Origin of the sequence: Mesorhizobium sp. M0800, assembly GCF_040320095.1 — a bacterium.
Lineage (GTDB): Bacteria > Pseudomonadota > Alphaproteobacteria > Rhizobiales > Rhizobiaceae > Mesorhizobium.
Map to the genome: position 1 here is coordinate 150022 of NZ_JAMYOZ010000006.1, position 16025 is coordinate 166046.

At 61.2% G+C, this 16025-nt stretch carries 20 protein-coding genes; 15 read left to right on the forward strand and 5 right to left on the reverse strand.

The window, feature by feature from the left end; all coding sequences use genetic code 11:
* Window positions 1-90: 90 nt before the first annotated feature.
* The 3 genes from nadE to NKI18_RS10695 form a co-directional block, all read right to left on the reverse strand.
* Complete coding sequence (nadE, locus tag NKI18_RS10685) at window positions 91-924, reverse strand: NAD(+) synthase (RefSeq protein ID WP_352614949.1); 834 nt, start codon at window positions 922-924, stop codon at window positions 91-93.
* Between the two features lie 279 nt (window positions 925-1203).
* Entirely contained in the window at window positions 1204-1800 is a 597-nt protein-coding gene (locus tag NKI18_RS10690; RefSeq protein ID WP_036238319.1) for a response regulator, read from the reverse strand.
* Between the two features lies 1 nt (window position 1801).
* Complete coding sequence (locus tag NKI18_RS10695) at window positions 1802-1999, reverse strand: hypothetical protein (RefSeq protein ID WP_156937318.1); 198 nt, start codon at window positions 1997-1999, stop codon at window positions 1802-1804.
* Between the two features lie 251 nt (window positions 2000-2250).
* On the opposite strand from NKI18_RS10695, the gene NKI18_RS10700 reads away from it, so the two are divergent.
* Both NKI18_RS10700 and NKI18_RS10705 read left to right on the forward strand, forming a co-directional pair.
* Window positions 2251-4032, forward strand: a complete 1782-nt coding sequence (locus NKI18_RS10700) for a chemotaxis protein CheB (RefSeq protein WP_352614950.1) — start codon at window positions 2251-2253, stop codon at window positions 4030-4032.
* Window positions 4033-4046: 14 nt separating this feature from the next.
* Complete coding sequence (locus NKI18_RS10705) at window positions 4047-4388, forward strand: response regulator (protein ID WP_245274673.1); 342 nt, start codon at window positions 4047-4049, stop codon at window positions 4386-4388.
* Between the two features lie 67 nt (window positions 4389-4455).
* Here NKI18_RS10705 and NKI18_RS10710 read toward each other — a convergent pair whose 3' ends face one another.
* A complete protein-coding gene (locus NKI18_RS10710; protein WP_352614952.1) occupies window positions 4456-6756 on the reverse strand; it encodes an FdhF/YdeP family oxidoreductase in 2301 nt (766 codons plus the stop codon).
* A gap of 146 nt (window positions 6757-6902) precedes the next feature.
* On the opposite strand from NKI18_RS10710, the gene NKI18_RS10715 reads away from it, so the two are divergent.
* The 5 genes from NKI18_RS10715 to NKI18_RS10735 all read left to right on the forward strand — a co-directional run bounded on the left by NKI18_RS10715 (window position 6903) and on the right by NKI18_RS10735 (window position 8421).
* Window positions 6903-7121 carry a hypothetical protein gene (locus NKI18_RS10715; RefSeq protein ID WP_254818791.1) on the forward strand — a complete coding sequence of 73 codons (219 nt, stop codon included), beginning with the start codon at window positions 6903-6905 and terminating at the stop codon, window positions 7119-7121.
* 27 nt (window positions 7122-7148) lie between these two features.
* Window positions 7149-7586 carry a GFA family protein gene (locus tag NKI18_RS10720; RefSeq protein ID WP_352614954.1) on the forward strand — a complete coding sequence of 146 codons (438 nt, stop codon included), beginning with the start codon at window positions 7149-7151 and terminating at the stop codon, window positions 7584-7586.
* Between the two features lie 93 nt (window positions 7587-7679).
* Entirely contained in the window at window positions 7680-7892 is a 213-nt protein-coding gene (locus tag NKI18_RS10725) for a hypothetical protein (RefSeq protein ID WP_036238316.1), read from the forward strand.
* A 127-nt stretch (window positions 7893-8019) separates the two neighbouring features.
* On the forward strand, window positions 8020-8199 hold the full coding sequence (locus tag NKI18_RS10730; RefSeq protein WP_292657139.1) for a hypothetical protein: 180 nt from the start codon (window positions 8020-8022) through the stop codon (window positions 8197-8199).
* Window positions 8200-8202: 3 nt separating this feature from the next.
* The gene (locus NKI18_RS10735) at window positions 8203-8421 is read left to right on the forward strand and encodes a hypothetical protein (RefSeq protein WP_352476476.1); all 219 of its coding nucleotides are present in this window, start codon (window positions 8203-8205) and stop codon (window positions 8419-8421) included.
* Window positions 8422-8464: 43 nt separating this feature from the next.
* Here the strand turns inward: NKI18_RS10735 and NKI18_RS10740 are convergent, their stop codons facing one another.
* Window positions 8465-8731, reverse strand: a complete 267-nt coding sequence (locus NKI18_RS10740; protein WP_352590406.1) for a hypothetical protein — start codon at window positions 8729-8731, stop codon at window positions 8465-8467.
* A gap of 435 nt (window positions 8732-9166) precedes the next feature.
* On the opposite strand from NKI18_RS10740, the gene NKI18_RS10745 reads away from it, so the two are divergent.
* From NKI18_RS10745 to NKI18_RS10780, 8 genes are all read left to right on the forward strand, one after another.
* A complete protein-coding gene (locus tag NKI18_RS10745; protein ID WP_352614955.1) occupies window positions 9167-9883 on the forward strand; it encodes a GntR family transcriptional regulator in 717 nt (238 codons plus the stop codon).
* On the forward strand, window positions 9883-10977 hold the full coding sequence (locus NKI18_RS10750) for an LLM class flavin-dependent oxidoreductase (protein ID WP_352455311.1): 1095 nt from the start codon (window positions 9883-9885) through the stop codon (window positions 10975-10977). The genes NKI18_RS10745 and NKI18_RS10750 overlap by 1 nt, the downstream gene beginning before the upstream one ends.
* Entirely contained in the window at window positions 10977-11522 is a 546-nt protein-coding gene (locus NKI18_RS10755; RefSeq protein WP_352614957.1) for a flavin reductase family protein, read from the forward strand. Before NKI18_RS10750 ends, NKI18_RS10755 begins: the two co-directional genes overlap by 1 nt.
* Before the next feature lie 91 nt (window positions 11523-11613).
* On the forward strand, window positions 11614-12591 hold the full coding sequence (dctP, locus tag NKI18_RS10760) for a TRAP transporter substrate-binding protein DctP (RefSeq protein WP_352614959.1): 978 nt from the start codon (window positions 11614-11616) through the stop codon (window positions 12589-12591).
* A gap of 57 nt (window positions 12592-12648) precedes the next feature.
* Window positions 12649-13161: a TRAP transporter small permease gene (locus tag NKI18_RS10765; RefSeq protein WP_352451558.1), complete on the forward strand. Its 513-nt coding sequence runs from the start codon at window positions 12649-12651 to the stop codon at window positions 13159-13161.
* Window positions 13162-13164: 3 nt separating this feature from the next.
* The gene (locus NKI18_RS10770; protein WP_352575490.1) at window positions 13165-14475 is read left to right on the forward strand and encodes a TRAP transporter large permease; all 1311 of its coding nucleotides are present in this window, start codon (window positions 13165-13167) and stop codon (window positions 14473-14475) included.
* A 26-nt stretch (window positions 14476-14501) separates the two neighbouring features.
* Window positions 14502-15215 carry a hypothetical protein gene (locus NKI18_RS10775; RefSeq protein WP_352614961.1) on the forward strand — a complete coding sequence of 238 codons (714 nt, stop codon included), beginning with the start codon at window positions 14502-14504 and terminating at the stop codon, window positions 15213-15215.
* A gap of 42 nt (window positions 15216-15257) precedes the next feature.
* Window positions 15258-16016, forward strand: coding sequence for an HpcH/HpaI aldolase family protein (locus NKI18_RS10780; protein ID WP_352614962.1), 759 nt, complete (start codon window positions 15258-15260; stop codon window positions 16014-16016).
* Window positions 16017-16025: the final 9 nt, after the last annotated feature.

Consider the following 16025-nt stretch of genomic DNA (forward strand, 5'->3'; position numbering starts at 1 on the left):
GTGCTCATCGATGCGGTTGCCAACATTGCGGAAGCAATCTCCACGAGGTGCTGACCACGAAACGGTATCATGCAACTATTGCCCGTGCCGTCATGGCGAGAGTGTTAGCGCAATCGCTGTCACCGGAAGCGCGCGCTTATGTGCCGTGCTGGAATGCACATGAAGAATCCGCGTCCGCGCGGCCTCGTCGACTTCCTTGCCTTCGAGGAAATCGTCGATCTGTTCATACGTGACGCCATGGGCATCTTCGTCAGGACGAAGCGGGACAAGGTTCTCCAGGTCGGCGGTCGGGATCTTGTCGACGAGTTCGGGCGGAGCGCCCAGATGCGCGGCCAAGGCTCGCACCCTGCGTTTGTTTAGCCCCGAAAGAGGAAGGATATCGGCGGCTCCGTCGCCGAACTTGGTGAAGAAGCCCATCAGTGCCTCGGCCGCATGGTCGGTGCCGATGACCAGTCCTCGGCTGGCGCCGGCGAGCGCGAACTGGGCAATCATGCGCTGACGCGCCTTGATGTTGCCAAGCAAGAAATCCTCGCGGCCTGCGTCGCCGAACTCGACACCAGCCCGCTTGATCGAATCTAGCATTGCGTCGGCAGCCGGCTTGATGTCGACCCGATGCACTTCGTCCGCCCCTATGGTGTCCAAAGCCCGCTGGGCGTCGCTCTCGTCGGCCTGGTTGCCATACGGGAGCCGAACGGCCAGGAATTTGGCGTCGTATCCAGCCGTTCGCAGTTCCTCAACGGCCCGTTGAGCCAGAAGGGCCGCGGCAAGTGAATCCACTCCGCCGCTGATCCCCAGCACATAGGTGCTGAGCCCCGATGCACGCAGATACGTGCCGAGAAAGTCGATACGCCGGCGTGCTTCCAGCGCGACGTCAACACTGGGAGCGACACCCAACGCGTTGATAATCATTTCCTGTTCGGTCATTGGCAGTGGGTGCTCCTGATATCACAGCAATGACGGGTTCGATGGGTTGTAGCCTGGGTAAGATATCCGGTTTGACGAGCAGTTCAATGCTGTGCGCGAGGCTGGGTTGCCTGCGGATCAATCCGCTCAAGGGCGAGCACCATCTGATGGACGGAAGCACCGCCGCAACTGGATATTCTCAACCGAACAGGCGCGCCTCAAATTGGCCAAGGCTATCCAAAGCCAACCGCCAAAGAGTCATAATCCATGTGCAGAGGTACTAGTTGCCGGCGGGCATGGTCAGTGCAGCAGGTTTGCTCCGCGTGCCTTGACGATGTTTCGCATGATGCCGTTAAGCCAGTCCTCGGTGGAGGAACCGGATCGTCTCCTGTCGATCTCGCCGATCGCCTGCTCGAGCGTCCGCTCGACCAGCCGGTCGGAAGCGTCAACGTCTCCCAGCAGCAGACGCGCTGCGAGCCTGAGCTTAGGCAGCAGGGAAAATACGTCGTCTGACGGCTCGGTCGCCAGATTTCCGCTTGATGCTTTGGGCTCGGAGGGGAAGAGAGCATCGAAAACAGCCTGGCCGTCCGAGGATTTTCTGAGGCTGCTGGCATACCGAAGGCGCTCAGGAATAACGATGTCTTCGTCGCCGCTGAAAAACACGAACGGCACGCCGCGGCGCATCAGTTCGTCCGCGATCGGGAATACCCGTCTTCCGTTGAGATTGACGTCCAGGATTGCGGCTTCCGCCTCGTCGGTATGCTTCGACGCCTGTTCGACCGTCGCCACGGGGCCAAGCACGACGGCGCCCATCTTGCTGAAATAGCGTGCAAGATCGCCCGCCAGCATCCATTCGTCCTCGACGATCAGGATATGCAAGCCTTGCAGGTCGCGCACCTCATTGTTCCTTCTTTCTGCGGGAGTCACGGCTGTCGGCGCGGACTTGTACAAAATGACGGGACAAAGCCTCTTGCAACCGTTCCGCGCGCGCGAGCAGACGAGGCGGGATTTCTTCGGATACCGGGACCTTGGCCAGATCCGGCGAACGTAACGAGATTTGTTTTGCCGGCTTTATCTCAGGTGGTCGTTTTGCCATTGGAACCGCCTCGAAAACCGGATGTTAATGCCCGCCGGCGGTGCTTTGTTCCGTTCGAGGACTATTTACTGGCCTGAGGCTCGGTCCGGTCCTAAAGCACGTCGCGTTTTGCCGGCCTCATGCGACGCGCTTTAGGCTGTTGTTTTTATTCATATCGTTATCGCAAAACCGCTGCACACTTTTGCGCGACATGCATTAGTCTGAGGTCCGATTTGGCGGTTTCGCAGCCGCGGCTGTTACCGAGGCGTGGCATGGTATTCCAGAACGGAAGATTTCCCATTGTCGGCGTCGGCGCATCGGCCGGCGGCATTCCCGCGATGGAGGGCCTGTTCAAAGGACTGACCGGCGGCACCGGCATGGCGTTCGTCGTCGTCACCAATCTGAGCCCAGAACGCGAAAGCCTGCTGCATGACGTTATCGCACGTTACACCGGAATGCCGGTCATCGTCGCCGAGGAGGGCATGGCGGTCCAACCCGACCAAGTCTATGTGATGCCGCAAAACGTCGTCCTCACCATCCGTAAGGGCGCGCTTTCGCTACGCCGGCCGAACACGCTTAACCGCGAGCGCAAACCAATCGACATCTTCTTCCGTGCACTGGCCGAGGACCAAGGGGAGTACGCCATAGGCATCATCCTGTCGGGGGGCGATTCGGACGGCACGCTGGGCGCCAGGGCGATCAAGGAACATGGCGGACTGACGATTGCCCAAGCCTCCAACGGTTCCGGCGCGCGCAACCCGGACATGCCGCAGAGCGCGATTTCGAGCGGCCTGATCGACATCGCAGCGCCCGCCGAGGAAATCGGCGCAAAGCTTCAGGCGTTTGCCCGCGGTTTCAATGTGCTGAATGGGCTGCCCGAAGGGGGTGGCGAGCACAAGGCTGACATGGATCGGGCCGCCGATGAAATCGACCCCACTCTGCGCGGCCATTCCGGTCACGACTTTTCCAGCTATAAGACGAAGACGTTCTCCGCCAATGAAGAGGCGCAGTCGACTAATGAGGAGCTTGAGGCCTCGAAGGAGGAGAAGCAGTCGCTCAATGAAGAGCTCAGCACCATCAACGCGGAGCTGACCAGCAAGATTGAAGAGCTCGACCGCGCCAACAGCGATCTCAGAAACCTGTTCGAAAGCACAGAAATCGCAACCATCTTCCTCGACCGCAACCTTGTGGTGCGGACCTTTACCCCCGCTGCATCGGCCTTCTTCAACCTGCGCCCATCCGATGTCGGACGGCCGCTGACCGACCTTTCAAGCCAGCTCGACTATCCCGAGCTGAAGCCTCACATCGAGGCAGTGTTCGAGACGGGAGAGATCCTGAACCATCACCTTGCGCGCGACGACAAGGGCCGGTTCTACCTGGTTCGCATCAACCCGTACCGGGACAAGAGCGGCAGCATCCAGGGCGTCGTCGTGACCCTGATCGACGTGACGACGCTGGCGCAGGCGGAAGAGCGTCAGCAGGTGCTCATCTCCGAGCTGAACCATCGCGTCAAGAACATGCTGGCGGTTGTCGCCAGCATCACCAACCGGACCCGTGAAAACTCGGCATCGAAAGAGGAGTTCGCCGAAGCCTTGATCGGGCGCCTGCATGCAATGTCACGAGCCTATAGTCTGCTCTCGCGCGAGAGCTGGACGGAAGCCTCAGTCGAGGAACTGCTGCGTCAGGAACTCGATCCCTTCGGCCCCGAACGGTTTGAGCTCGATGGCAAGAGGGTAAATCTCAAGCCGGCACAAGGGCTTTCGTTCGGCATGGCCATCCATGAACTGGCGACGAATGCCGCCAAGTATGGCGCACTGTCGAGGCCTGCCGGGCGGATAGTTGTCAAATGGTCGGTGGCCGACGGAACCTTCAAGCTCGTCTGGCGCGAGAAGGGCGGCCCCCGCATCAAGGAGCCAACCGACAGCGGCTTCGGCCTTACCCTTCTGCGCGGAGAAATCGGCTATAGGCTGGGCGGAAAAGTTGAAACAAGTTTCCGCTCAAATGGTTTGGAGGCGGAAATCGCATTCCCTCTGACCCGCGAGGGCTCGTCGTGACCGGAAAGGTGCGTGTGCTGATCGTCGAGGATGAATGGCTGATCGCCGACGATGCGGCGGCTTACCTGCGCAAAGCCGGCCATCAGGTGGTTGGACCTGTTTCGTCGGTGACGGCGGCACTCCGGCTCGTTGGCGAAGGCGGCGTCGACGCGGCGTTACTGGATATCCAGTTGAACGACGAAACCAGCTATCCGATTGCGGAAGCGTTGCGGACGCGTGGTGTTCCGTTCGCCTTCCTCTCAGGCTTTGGTGAACGCGAAATTCCGGCCGGGTTCCGCGCTTGCAGGATCGTGCAGAAGCCGGCGAGCCAGAGTGCGATCCTGAATGCCGTGGATGAACTCGCGCGAGCCGGCTGAGGTCGCGATTTGAAAGTCGCGCCAGGTCACATCGGCGTGGTGCGTGCCTGCCGCGAACGACGAACGCCTATGGCAATATCCGCACCGGTACCGATTTGACCGCCGGAACATGAGCCTTCTCGGCTCTGTGCCACAAAGGAACCAGCGGGTTGAGCTCGGGGTAGTAACCGGCGCAATTTCCCTCCGGCACCGAGTAAGGTGTAACGCGCAGCCCGTGCACGCGGCGCTCCACACCGTCCTGCGCATTGGCTTCGAGATCGACTTCCTGTCCGGCGCTCAAACCGAAGCGCTGGATATCCTTCTCGTTCATCAACAGCACCATGCGTGTGCCGCTGATGCCGCGCAGCCGGTCGTTGTAGCCGTAGACCGTCGTGTTGAACTGGTCGTTGGAGCGGACCGTGATCAGTGTCAGCACATCGTGGCCGGCGACATCGATGTCGGGATCGGTTTCAAGGCCACTTGGCAGCTTGAAGTTGGCCTTCTTGTTCGGCGTCTCCCACACCCGCTTGCTCGCCTTGATGTCGCGATGGAAGCCGCCGGGTGTCAGGAAACGCTTGTTGAAGTCGCGGAAATGTTGGGGGTAGCAGCGCTCGATTTCGTCGCGGATGCGGGAATAATCCCCAACCCACTCGTCCCATGGGATCGAACTCCTGCCCGGCACTGTCGCCTTGGCGAGCTCGGCAACGATCCTGGGCTCGGAAAGCAGATGCGGCGAAGCCGGAGGTCGCGATCCGAACGAGCCGTGGATACAGGCGGTGGAATCCTCTACCGACACCCTTTGGTCGCCGCTTGCCTGATGATCTCGTTCCAGCCGTGACAGGCAAGGCAGCAAATAGGTTGTCCGGCCGGCGATCAGATGGCTGCGGTTGAGCTTGGTCGCGATCTCGACATGCAGGTCGAGCCCACGCCAGGCTTTCTCGACCAGGCCGGTTTCCGGAACGGCCCGCACGAAATTGCCGCCGAGTCCGATGAAGCCCTTGACCGATCCGTCGATGACGCCTTCGCAGGTTTCGACCGTATCGAGGCCTTTTTCGCGCGGCGGTTCAAAGGCGTAGAATTCGGCGAACTTGTCGAGCGGCACGAGCTCGGGTTTTTCCGATATGCCGACGGTGCGCTGCCCCTGGACATTGGAATGGCCGCGCAGCGGCGAAATGCCGGCGCCGGGTTTTCCGATATTGCCGCGCATCATCAAAAGGTTGCACAGCATCTGGACGTTCTCGGTGCCGTGCCGATGCTGGGTCAGGCCCATGCCGTAATTGCCGATCACCGCGTTGGCATGGCTGTAGACTTCGGCGACATGCTCCAGGTCGGTCTGCGCAATGCCGGATCGTGCGACGATATCGCCCCACTGGGTGTTGCGCAGGAAGGCTTCGAACTCGGCGAAGCCATGCGTGTGCTCGGCGATGAAAGCCGTGTCGAGGACACGCGTCCTGCCGCTTTCGCGGGCGGCATCGTCGAGCGCCAGCAACGCTTTGCCGATGCCCGTTATCGCGGCAATGTCGCCGCCCGAACGAACCTGGAAAAAGTCGCTGGACATTTTGGTGCCAGGCCCGGGCGACAGCATGTCGACAGGGTTTTGCGGGTTCTTGAAGCGTTTCAGTCCCCGCTCGGGCAAGGGATTGAAGGTGAAGACGGGCACGTTGCGTTGACGTGCCTCCTGCAGCGGATGCAGCAGGCGCGGCGCCGTCACCCCGGTGTTGTGCCCGAAGAAGAACATCATGTCGCATTTCGCAAAGTCTTCGAGCTGCACGGTCCCGACCGGCGAGCCGATCGATTCCGGCAAGCCGACCGAGGTCGATTCATGACACATGTTGGACGAATCGGGCAGGTTCGAAGACCCATAGATTCGTGCAAAAAGCTGGTACATGAACGAGGCCTCGAGCGAGGCCCGGCCAGAGGTGTAGAACACTACCGATTTGGGATCGAGCCGCCCCAGTTCGGCAGCTATGTCGCGGAACGCATCGTCCCAGGAGACCGGCTCGTAATGGTCGGTGGCGGCATTGTAGCGCATGGGCTCTGTTAGCCTGCCCTGTTTCTCCAGATCGTGGTCCGGCCAATCGAGCAGTTCCGTCACCGAATGCTCGGCGAAGAATGCGGGTTCGCAGCGCAGCTTGGTCTGATCCCACATCGTCGCCTTGGCGCCGTTTTCACAGAATTCGAAAGGCCTCGGCTGGGCTGGCTTTGCCCATGAGCAAGACACGCACATATAGCCGTCGGCCTTGTTCTGCTTGAGCAGCGTGCTCCATATCCCGGACAAGAGCAGGCCTTCGCCTCGCGCCTTGCGGACCAGGGATTTGAGCGATCCCCAGCCGCCTGTCGGGTGGTCGTATTTCTTGGTTTCGATGCGATCGGTTACGGCGGGTTTCATGCAAGCCATTCCCTGTAGAAGAGCACTCATACGAACCCGCGGTGAGGCTGAATGTTCCGGGCTGGGTCCGTACCGTCACGCCGGTCCGTCTCGCCGGAACCATTTCCGCCATCGTTTGTTCGGCTCGAAGAAAGGAGCCGCGCGAAATGGAGCGACGTAACGCGTTAATTGCGATGGTGATTTCGGCCATCATCATCGTCGGCTTTCTCATAGGCTTTTTGTACGGCGATATGGGCTGGCAGACTTCGCCGCTCAAAAGAGCCCCTGAGCAGAACCAGGGTGGCAATGCTCCGGCCGATACCTCGCCTGCCGCCGGCATCAAGAAGAACCCCAAGGAAAATACCGAAATGCCAGGTCAGCAATGAAGGCGAATCCAGCGATGACGTTAGCCAATGGCACGAACTGAAACGGGGTCCTGTTTTTGCGGCGCCATAACGGCGGAGATGCGCGGCGAGCCTTTCTGGGTTTGCTCCGATCACGATGACGACTGCCGCAAGGCGATAGGAAGCCCTCTGTCGGTGTGGGTCGGTTATCGGCCTTCCGAATTCACATTGCTCACCGGCGCACCGAAGACCTTTTCGAAAACCCCCGGCGTGCTCCGGTCCTTCTGCGCGGATTGCGGAACATCGATCGGCTATGTCGACCAGGGCCTGCCCGACGAACTCTATCTGGCGATCGGCTTTCTCGACCACCCCGAACGGTTTCCGCCCCAAGCTCACGCATATTGGGACATGAGGCTTCCCTGGGTCGACTTTCCAGACGAGCTGCCGCGGGTGGGGACGTACTCGAGGCGGCGAGATCCGGCCTTCGGAAATCCGGCGGAACGCTAGCTACTGCCCGCCTGCAGGTGGAAAACGTACCGTTCGCAGCTTCGTACGAAAACAACAATTGGCGCACGGCTGAAAACGCGCGATCATGTGCCAATGGGCCGCCGTTTGGATGACAAGCTCGATTGCAAGGCGTGCGGGACGATCCTGATGGAGATTCCCGACAATCCGAAGGATTCGACGCCGATCCATTGCAGCAATTGCGGCGCCTATCTCGGCGAATGGGGCGATCTGCAGGAGGATTTCTTCAGGCAGGCGTTCGGTGCCCAGGCCTTCGATCTGAACAACGGAAACATCATCAAGAAATAATCCTGGATCCCGCCGGCCTCAAGCCACGGCCTGTGGACCCGGCTCGTTGCGGCAATCACCGTTAGTGTCGGACCCTTGGGAACCTTTCTCCCGAGCCGCTTGTTTGGGTGGCGGAAGGAGAAACGCCATGAGCACAAAACCTCCGCCTGTGCCGCCGAAGAATCTGAGCCCAAAGGGCGCCGGTGACAAAAAATCGGTAGCAGCCGACCAGGCGCCGCAATCTGCCGTTCCGGATCCCGACAAGCAGGGCCAGCAAGGCAATACGAAGGTCAACACCACCCATCAAGGCAACGTTCAGGATCGCTAGGTCATGTCCACGTCGAAGAAGACTCCTGCCAGCATCCGCCAGGGCGGTCCCGGCGCCGCGCACGAAAACGCCAAGAAGCCGCTGAGCATCGAAAAGCCGCCGGCCGACTCCGACCGTCGCAGCCACAGCAAGGTCTCCGGCGGCGGCGGTGAACGCGACAGCCACCATACCCACGACCCCGAAAAGAAAGGCGACACTCGGCCCGCGCATCAGGGCAAGTGAAATCGGGCGGCGACGCGACGATCGGTGGGGTTCGAGCGAAGTGTCAGCGGGGACGCCGCGCCGAGGCGAACGGCACGACATTGTCGACATTTGCCACCGGCAAATCGAACAACATCGGAAGCCCCCGCGTCGCGGCCATTTCCACGATCAGCTCCTCGATGGAGTGATCGGTCAGACGGGTCTCGACGCCCAGCCGGATCATCGCCGCCAGCTTGTGCACCGGCACTGGCACGGACTTCGCCCGGTCGTCGAGCAGCTTGCTGATTTCGATCACAACGTCGGCGTCGATATTCCTGGGCAAGTCTCGCATAAGCGCCTCCCCGCTAAACGAAACGAAAAGCCCGCCGCACCTTTCGATACGGCGGGCGATCCAGTAATGCGTACCGGCGAGGGGATCGGGGTGGGCGTGCCGGCGCGCGCAGATCGCAAGTAATTTTAGTTAAATCCGTCAACTTCGATGTGTCACGGAAAAACGTCTGTACGTTTTTTACCGAACCGCGCGGATCGTTAGCTGTCCCTGCCGTCGCGCGGCGCGGCGCGGTCCATTGCCCTCCGGACAGCGAACTCAAACAGTATACATTATAAACTTAAAACATCTTGCCAGGTGATCCAGCCTATGCTCCACTTGAGCCGGGAACATGGCTGATAGGTCGATTTCTGCCGACACGTGGCTGCATTTCAAACGGCACGACTGCGAGAACACAGCCTCAAACGATATACGAAATCTTCGCATGGGAAGGCGTGGATGACGGAAACGATAGAGCTCAAACGGGTTGGCGATGGCAATCTGCGTGCCCAGGTCTATCAACAAATCCGGCTGACGATACAGCATGGCGAATTGGCGCCTGGCCAGAAGCTCGTCGACGTCGATATTGCCGCCCAGCTCGGTATTTCCAGAATGCCTGTTCGCGACGCCTTGATGCAGTTGGTGCATGAGGGCTATCTCGTCGGCACCACACGCGGCTTCACCTTGCCCACGCTTACCGCGACGGATGTCGCCGACATCTTCGAGGTCCGCCGCCTGCTTGAGCCGCGGGCCGCCGCGCACGCCGCACGGACACTTGACGCCGCTGGCCTCAAGACGCTGGCAGCCGCGCTTCGGGAGGCCGAGGCTGCGGCCGCCGCCGGCGATGCCGACCGCTTTTTCCAGGCCAATTCGGCATTCAGAAATTGTTGGCTCGGCGCCGTCGAGAACGAGCGCCTTTCACAAACCATTGCAAGGTTCGCCGACCACGTGCTCGTCGTCCGCTTAAGGACGCTGTCGCACCAGCCGACGCAGGCCGTTATCGTTGCCGGCATGCGCGCAATCTATGAGGCATTCGTCAAGCGCGACGCCGTCGCCGCTTACGACCGCATGACCCACTTCATTCAGAACGCCGAGGAGCGTTTCATGAAGCTTAGCCCACCGTTTCAAAACTCCAACGGTGAAGGTGAGGGCATGTCGCGGCGGGGGAAAGCATGATCAGGAAGCAGCACCCGCTGAAAGGGCCGAACAGGTTCAAGCTCGGCGTCTTTTCGATGAATGCCGATGGCGGCCTGGCAATGACCACCGTTCCCGAGCGCTGGCGTGCCCGCTGGGAAGACAACCTCAACTCCGCCTGCATCGCCGATCGCGCCGGCCTCGAGTTTCTGCTGCCGATCGCCCGCTGGCGCGGCTTCGGCGGATTGACGCATGTGCGGGAATGGTCGTTCGAGACTTTCACCTGGGCGGCGGGCCTTGCTGTCGCCACCGAGAACATCGGCCTGTTCATGACGGTGCATGTGCCGCTGGTACATCCGCTGCAGGCTGCAAAAGCGCTGGCGACGGTCGACCACATCTCCAACGGGCGGGCCGGCTTGAACATTGTCTGCGGCTGGAACCCCGACGAGTTCGCCATGTTCGGGCAGACGGTCGGCGAGCGGACCTACGATCAGGCCGAGGAATGGATCAACATCATCGTGCGTGCCTATCAATCGAGGGAGCCGTTCGACTTCAGCGGCGAGTTCTATGATCTGAAGGGTGTCGTCAGCCGGCCGCCAAGCCTGCAGGCGCCGCGACCGGTGACCATGAACGCCGCCTTCGGCGCGCCGGGGCGCAACTACGCAGCGCGCCACTGTGACTATCTGTTTTCGACTTTTTCCGAAATCGCCGACGGCCGTGCGCATGTGGTCGACATTACCAACCGCGCGGCCGAAGTCGGGCGCGAAGTCGGCGTCTATACGGTCTGTCACGTCGTCTGCCGGGAGACCCAGCAGGAAGCCGAGGACTACTACCGGCACTACGCGCTGGAATGCGCGGACGAGGGTGCGGTCGACGAGCACATGCGCAAGAAGAAGGAATTCGCGAACTCGCACGATGCGAAGGCTTTCACCGAATATCGACAAAGGTTCGCCGGCGGTGCCGGAACGTTCCCGCTCATCGGCACGCCGGAAAAGATCGTCGACGATCTCACTGAGATCATGGACCAGGGCTATTCCGGCGCCGCCCTTACATTCGTCAACTACACCTACGAATTGCCCTTCTTCTGCGACCGCGTGCTGCCGCTGATGCGCCAGGCCGGGCTTCGAGTAAATTGATGCCGGCGGCCGCCATTCCGACCCCGTGGGTGCATGGGCACGACGCCATCAATCCGCGCGCCTTCAAGCAGGCGATGCGGGCCGTGGCGGGCTCGGTCGCCATCCTCGCGTCGGAACATGACGAGATCGGTTTTTGCGGCATCACGGCGACGGCCCTCTGTTCGTTCAGCGCCGAGCCGCCGTCGCTGCTGGCCTGCGTCAACCGCGGCAGCACCTTTGCCTCGGCCATTCGCGAAGGATTGCCGTTTTCGGTCAATCTTCCCGCCGGCGACCAGGAGAATGTCGCACGTGCCTTTGGCGGCATGACCAAAGCCAAGGGCGCCGCGCGGTTCTCGTCCGGATCATGGGTGCGTGGCGAAACCGGCGCGCCCTTGCTTGTCGGCGCGCGTGCAATGTTCGAATGCCGGGTGGCCGAAATTATTGTGCGGGCGTCGCACATGATCGTCATCGGCATCGTCTCGGGCGTTGCGCTGGATCGCGCTGACCGATCGCCGGTCTTCTACGCGCATGGGCGGTTCCTGACAGTAGGAGATGATGTCAACTAACCGCCGTTCGCGTGGCGGCGCAGCGATCGCAATTTCAGATCGGCCCGATCATGGGCCGGTTCATGGACGAACTATCAAAGGGAGTATGGCAATGCGCATTTGGAAATCCCTTGTTCTGGCTGCACTCATGTCGGGTGTGGCGGGTATCGCCGCGGCCGAAGAGGTCGTCCTCAACGCCGTGCATTTTACACCGACGCAGAACGGCTACGCCCAGAGCTTCCTGAAGTTCGTTCAGGAAGTGAACGAAAAGGGCAAGGGCGTGGTCCAGATCAACGTCCGTGGCGGGCCGGAGGTCATTCCGCCGATCCAGCAGGGCGCGGCGCTCAGGAGCGGCCTGATCGACGTGATCGGCACACCGGCAGGGCAGTTCCTCGAACTCGTGCCCGAAGGCGAGGTTTTCTCCGCATCGACGAAGACGCCCTGGGAGGTTCGCGACAATGGCGGCTGGGACTTCATCAGCGGGATTTTCGAGAAGAAGGCCAATGCCCATCTGCTGGCGCATGTCGACGCGGGCTCGGGCTTCAACGTCTTCACCGTCGACGAACCCAAGCTCAATAGCGAAGGCAGCATCGACTGGGGCGGCCTGAAGATACGTTCCTCGCCGCTCTATCGCGATTTCCTCGAATCCCTGGGCGCGACGGTCATCGTGCAAGCGCCGGGAGACGTCTATACTTCGCTCGAGCGCGGCGTCGTCAATGCCAACGCCTATACCGTATTTGGCTATGCGTCCTTCGGCTGGGACAAATTCACCAAATACCGTGTCGACCCGCAGTTCTTCAAAACCGACGTGCTGATCTCGATCAACAAGGCCAAATGGGACACGCTGTCGCCCGAGGCGCAGAAGCTGCTTGCCGACACGGCCGTCGAATACGAGCGCGTGAGCTATGACGCCAATCTCGCCGAGTCCGAAAAGCAGGCACAGGCAATGATCGGCGGCGGGCAGAAGGTGATCAGCTTGACCGGCGCCGGCCGCGACAAATTCCTGGCGGCTGCCACGCAGGCGAGCTGGGCGAGAATGACCAAACGCGATCCCACCAACATCGATCAGTTGAAGAAATTCTTCCAGTAGCCCGAGCGGAGGGCGCTGGTGCGCCCTTCATCAAGGTGGACATGAGGGTCGTCGGAAATGGACGGATTGTTTGCAGCGATCGGGAAGCTGAGCCTTGCGTTGGCGGCGGCGGCAAAAGTGGTGCTTGGCCTCATCATTGTCGCTGTGGTTGCTGATGTATGCGTCCGCAATCTGGGCCTGAGGCCGCTTGCCTGGGCAGTATCGGCGACGGAATACGGTCTGCTCTATGCGGCATTTCTGCCGATGCCCTGGCTGGTCCACAGCAAGGGCCATGTCTTCGTCGAGTTCCTGCGCCAGGCGCTGCCGGTGCGGGCACGGGCGGTGCTTGAAAAGCTGGTCTATCTCGCCTGCATTGCCGTCAGCCTCTACCTCGGCAGCGTCGCTCTGTCTTCGCTGACAAGTGCTGTGGCGGGCGGCGAATACGAAACGCGCAGTTTCGATATGCCGAAATGGCTGGTCTTTCTGCCCATCATGCTCGCCTTCTATCTCTCGGCGCTGGAATGGCTCAGATATCTGCTCGGCCGTGACACGCTGTACACGCTCGATCCGCTGGAAATGGAAGGGCTCTGAGGAGTGGCCTGGCTGTTTCCATTCGCCGTGCTCGTTGGCACCATCCTTGTCTTGATGGGCCTTGGGCTGCCGGTCGCCTTCGCATTCTTCGTCACCAATGTGATCGGGCTGTACCTGTTCTTCGGCGGTTCGATCGGCGTGACGCAGATGGTCGCCAACTTCTCCGACGCTGTCTCGACCTATGCGCTTGCCCCGCTGCCGATGTTCCTCGTCATGGGCAGCCTGTTCTTCCGCTCCGGCCTCGGCGAGAAAGTCATCTACGCGCTCGACCTGTGCATCGGCAATCTGCGCGGACGCCTTGCCTATGTCGTCCTCGCCGCCGGCACGATCTTTTCCGCGCTGTCAGGTTCCAGCCTTGCCAATACCGGCATGATGGGCTCGCTGATGGTGCCCGAGATGCTGAAGCGAGGCTACAAGCCGCATATGGCCTACGGCCCGGTGCTTGGCGCCGGAAGCCTTGCCGTCATCATCCCGCCATCCTCGCTGGCCGTCTTGCTCGGCTCGCTTGCCCAGATCGACGTCGGCGCGCTGCTCATAGCGGGGGCTCTGCCCGGACTGCTGCTCGTTGTCATGTACGCGGCGCTGATCTTCGCCCAGACGAAGATCGATCCGGACGCCGCTCCGCACTATCCGGTGCCCGCCGTTCGTGCGGCCGAGAAGGTGAGGGCGGTTGCCGTCAACATCATTCCGATGAGCGTCATCGTATTCATGGTGGTCGGCACGATCATCCTTGGGATAGCGACGCCGACGGAATCGGCCGGACTCGGCTGTGCCGCCGTCTTCGCCTTGTTGTTTGTCTACCGACGGTTCAGCTGGTCGGTTGTCTGGAAGTCGCTGGACGATGCGATGAAGGTCACCGGCATGACCTTCCTGATCATCTCGGCTTCGACGACGTTCTCGCAGATATTCGCCTTCTCCGGCGCCTCCAACGGCTTTATCCAGTTCATCGTCGGCTACGATCTTGGACCGTATCCCATGCTGCTCATGATGGTGCTCGTCATCCTGCTGCTCGGCATGTTCATGGATCAGGTCTCGATGATGCTGATCACGCTGCCGATCTTCCTGCCGATCGCCCAGCAATTCGGCTACGAGCCGGTATGGTTCGGGCTGATCCTGCTGCTCGCCTACGAGGTCGGCTTCACCACGCCGCCGTTTGGTCTGCTGCTGTTCATCATGATCGGCGTTGCGCCGAAAGGCACATCGCTCAAGACGGTTGCCATGGCTGCGGCGCCTTACATCGCGCTGACGCTTCTGCTGATCCTGCTGATTGTCCTCTTTCCGCAGATCGCTCTCTTTCTTCCGAATTTGATCTAGTCGAACTCGATCCAGCAGGTGTCCACATGCGCTTTGCCTATCTTGCTTTCTTCCATGATGACCGCGAGGCAAATTTGGCCATCGCCGGCGAAGATGTTGACGCCGTGCGGCGTGTGATTGCTTCAACGCCGGGCCTTGCGCTTGCAAACATCTATCTGCCCGAAGTGGCGACGGACATGTTCAACAACGATGGTCCACCGCCGGTCTTTGGCTTCCAGCTCTATTTCGACGAACTGGCGGACATGGAGGCGGCGCTGGCGCCGTCCGGCCATCTGCAGGCGCTTGCCGCACCGGGTATGCTGTCGAGCATCGCCGGTTCGAGGCCGACGCAGCAGGCAATGTGCGTGCGTCCGTTTCCCGTCGACGACGCTGGCGTCAAGACGTCCGGGCTCCCCTGCAGCTATCTTGTCCACTATCCCGGGCCGGCCGAAGACATGAATGCCTGGCTCTACCACTATGTGACGCATCATCCGCAATTGATGCGGGGCTTCCCCGGCATTCGCCACATCGAGGTTCTGTCGCGACTGGATTGGTGCGGTTCGCTGCCCTGGCCGCGGATCGACCATATGCAGCGCAATCGCGTCATGTTCGACAGTCCCGCGGCATTGACGCACGCGCTGCAATCGCCGGCGCGGCTGCAGATGCGCGCCGACTACAAGACCTTCCCGCCGTTTTCAGGCGGCAGCCGGCATTTTCCGATGTCGACGGAAGCCGTGCATCCTTCGTCAAGGGCCACATAGGCAAACAGGTTTTTGCCGACGCCGAAAATTTCTGGAGATTTCATGTACGACTTTCGCAAGAAATGTATCTCTCTCGATCGCCTCATCGGTACCTTCTGTGCCATCCCGCACCCTGTGGCGGTCGAAGTGGCCGCCGCCAGCGGGGTCGATTTCCTGTGCATCGACTGGGAGCATTCGCAGATCGGCCGCGAACGGCTCGAGGATCTGATCCGCGCCGCCGATGTCCACAGGATTCCCGCGATGGTGCGCGTTCCCGGCCACACGCCGGAGTGGATGGCGGCCGCGCTCGACGCCGGCGCGTCGGGTGTCCTGGTACCCCGCGTCTCCACGGCCGAGCAAGCGCGCATGGCGGTCATGGCCTGCCGGTACCCGCCGGTCGGCGCCCGCGGTGTCGGCCCAGGCCGCGCCGCCGGTTATGGCTACAGGATTCCGGACTACCTCAAATCGGCCAACGAGGTCCTGACGGTCGCCATCCAGGTCGAGACGGCCGAAGGGCTCGCCAACATCGACGACATCGTCCAGGTCGACGGCGTCGACGTGGTCTTCATTGGCCCCGGCGACCTGTCGGTCTCGATCGACGCCATGGGGCCGGCCGGCCAGGACAAGCTCAATGCCGCGATTATCAGGATCGCGGCCGCGGCGCGCACGGCCCGCAAGGCCGTCGGCATCTTTCGCCCTTCGGCGGATGATGTCGGCAAATGGTCGCGGCACGGCATCAGCTTCTACATGCTGGCCAGCGACACGATGTTTCTCGGGGCCGGCCTTGCCGCCGGCGTCGCCTCGGCGCGCAGCGCCTCATAGCAAGAGTTT

Coding starts and splice junctions, on each gene's coding strand:
- dctP (WP_352614959.1), top strand. CDS start 11,614: ATGCGCATTTGGAAATCCCTTGTTCTGGCTGCACTCATGTCGGGTGTG.
- NKI18_RS10715 (WP_254818791.1), top strand. CDS start 6,903: ATGGAGCGACGTAACGCGTTAATTGCGATGGTGATTTCGGCCATCATC.
- NKI18_RS10780 (WP_352614962.1), top strand. CDS start 15,258: ATGTACGACTTTCGCAAGAAATGTATCTCTCTCGATCGCCTCATCGGT.
- NKI18_RS10695 (WP_156937318.1), bottom strand. CDS start 1,999: ATGGCAAAACGACCACCTGAGATAAAGCCGGCAAAACAAATCTCGTTA.
- NKI18_RS10765 (WP_352451558.1), top strand. CDS start 12,649: ATGGACGGATTGTTTGCAGCGATCGGGAAGCTGAGCCTTGCGTTGGCG.
- NKI18_RS10740 (WP_352590406.1), bottom strand. CDS start 8,731: ATGCGAGACTTGCCCAGGAATATCGACGCCGACGTTGTGATCGAAATC.
- NKI18_RS10730 (WP_292657139.1), top strand. CDS start 8,020: ATGAGCACAAAACCTCCGCCTGTGCCGCCGAAGAATCTGAGCCCAAAG.
- NKI18_RS10775 (WP_352614961.1), top strand. CDS start 14,502: ATGCGCTTTGCCTATCTTGCTTTCTTCCATGATGACCGCGAGGCAAAT.
- NKI18_RS10720 (WP_352614954.1), top strand. CDS start 7,149: ATGGCACGAACTGAAACGGGGTCCTGTTTTTGCGGCGCCATAACGGCG.
- NKI18_RS10710 (WP_352614952.1), bottom strand. CDS start 6,756: ATGAAACCCGCCGTAACCGATCGCATCGAAACCAAGAAATACGACCAC.
- NKI18_RS10755 (WP_352614957.1), top strand. CDS start 10,977: ATGCCGGCGGCCGCCATTCCGACCCCGTGGGTGCATGGGCACGACGCC.
- NKI18_RS10700 (WP_352614950.1), top strand. CDS start 2,251: ATGGTATTCCAGAACGGAAGATTTCCCATTGTCGGCGTCGGCGCATCG.
- nadE (WP_352614949.1), bottom strand. CDS start 924: ATGACCGAACAGGAAATGATTATCAACGCGTTGGGTGTCGCTCCCAGT.
- NKI18_RS10735 (WP_352476476.1), top strand. CDS start 8,203: ATGTCCACGTCGAAGAAGACTCCTGCCAGCATCCGCCAGGGCGGTCCC.
- NKI18_RS10725 (WP_036238316.1), top strand. CDS start 7,680: ATGGGCCGCCGTTTGGATGACAAGCTCGATTGCAAGGCGTGCGGGACG.
- NKI18_RS10745 (WP_352614955.1), top strand. CDS start 9,167: ATGACGGAAACGATAGAGCTCAAACGGGTTGGCGATGGCAATCTGCGT.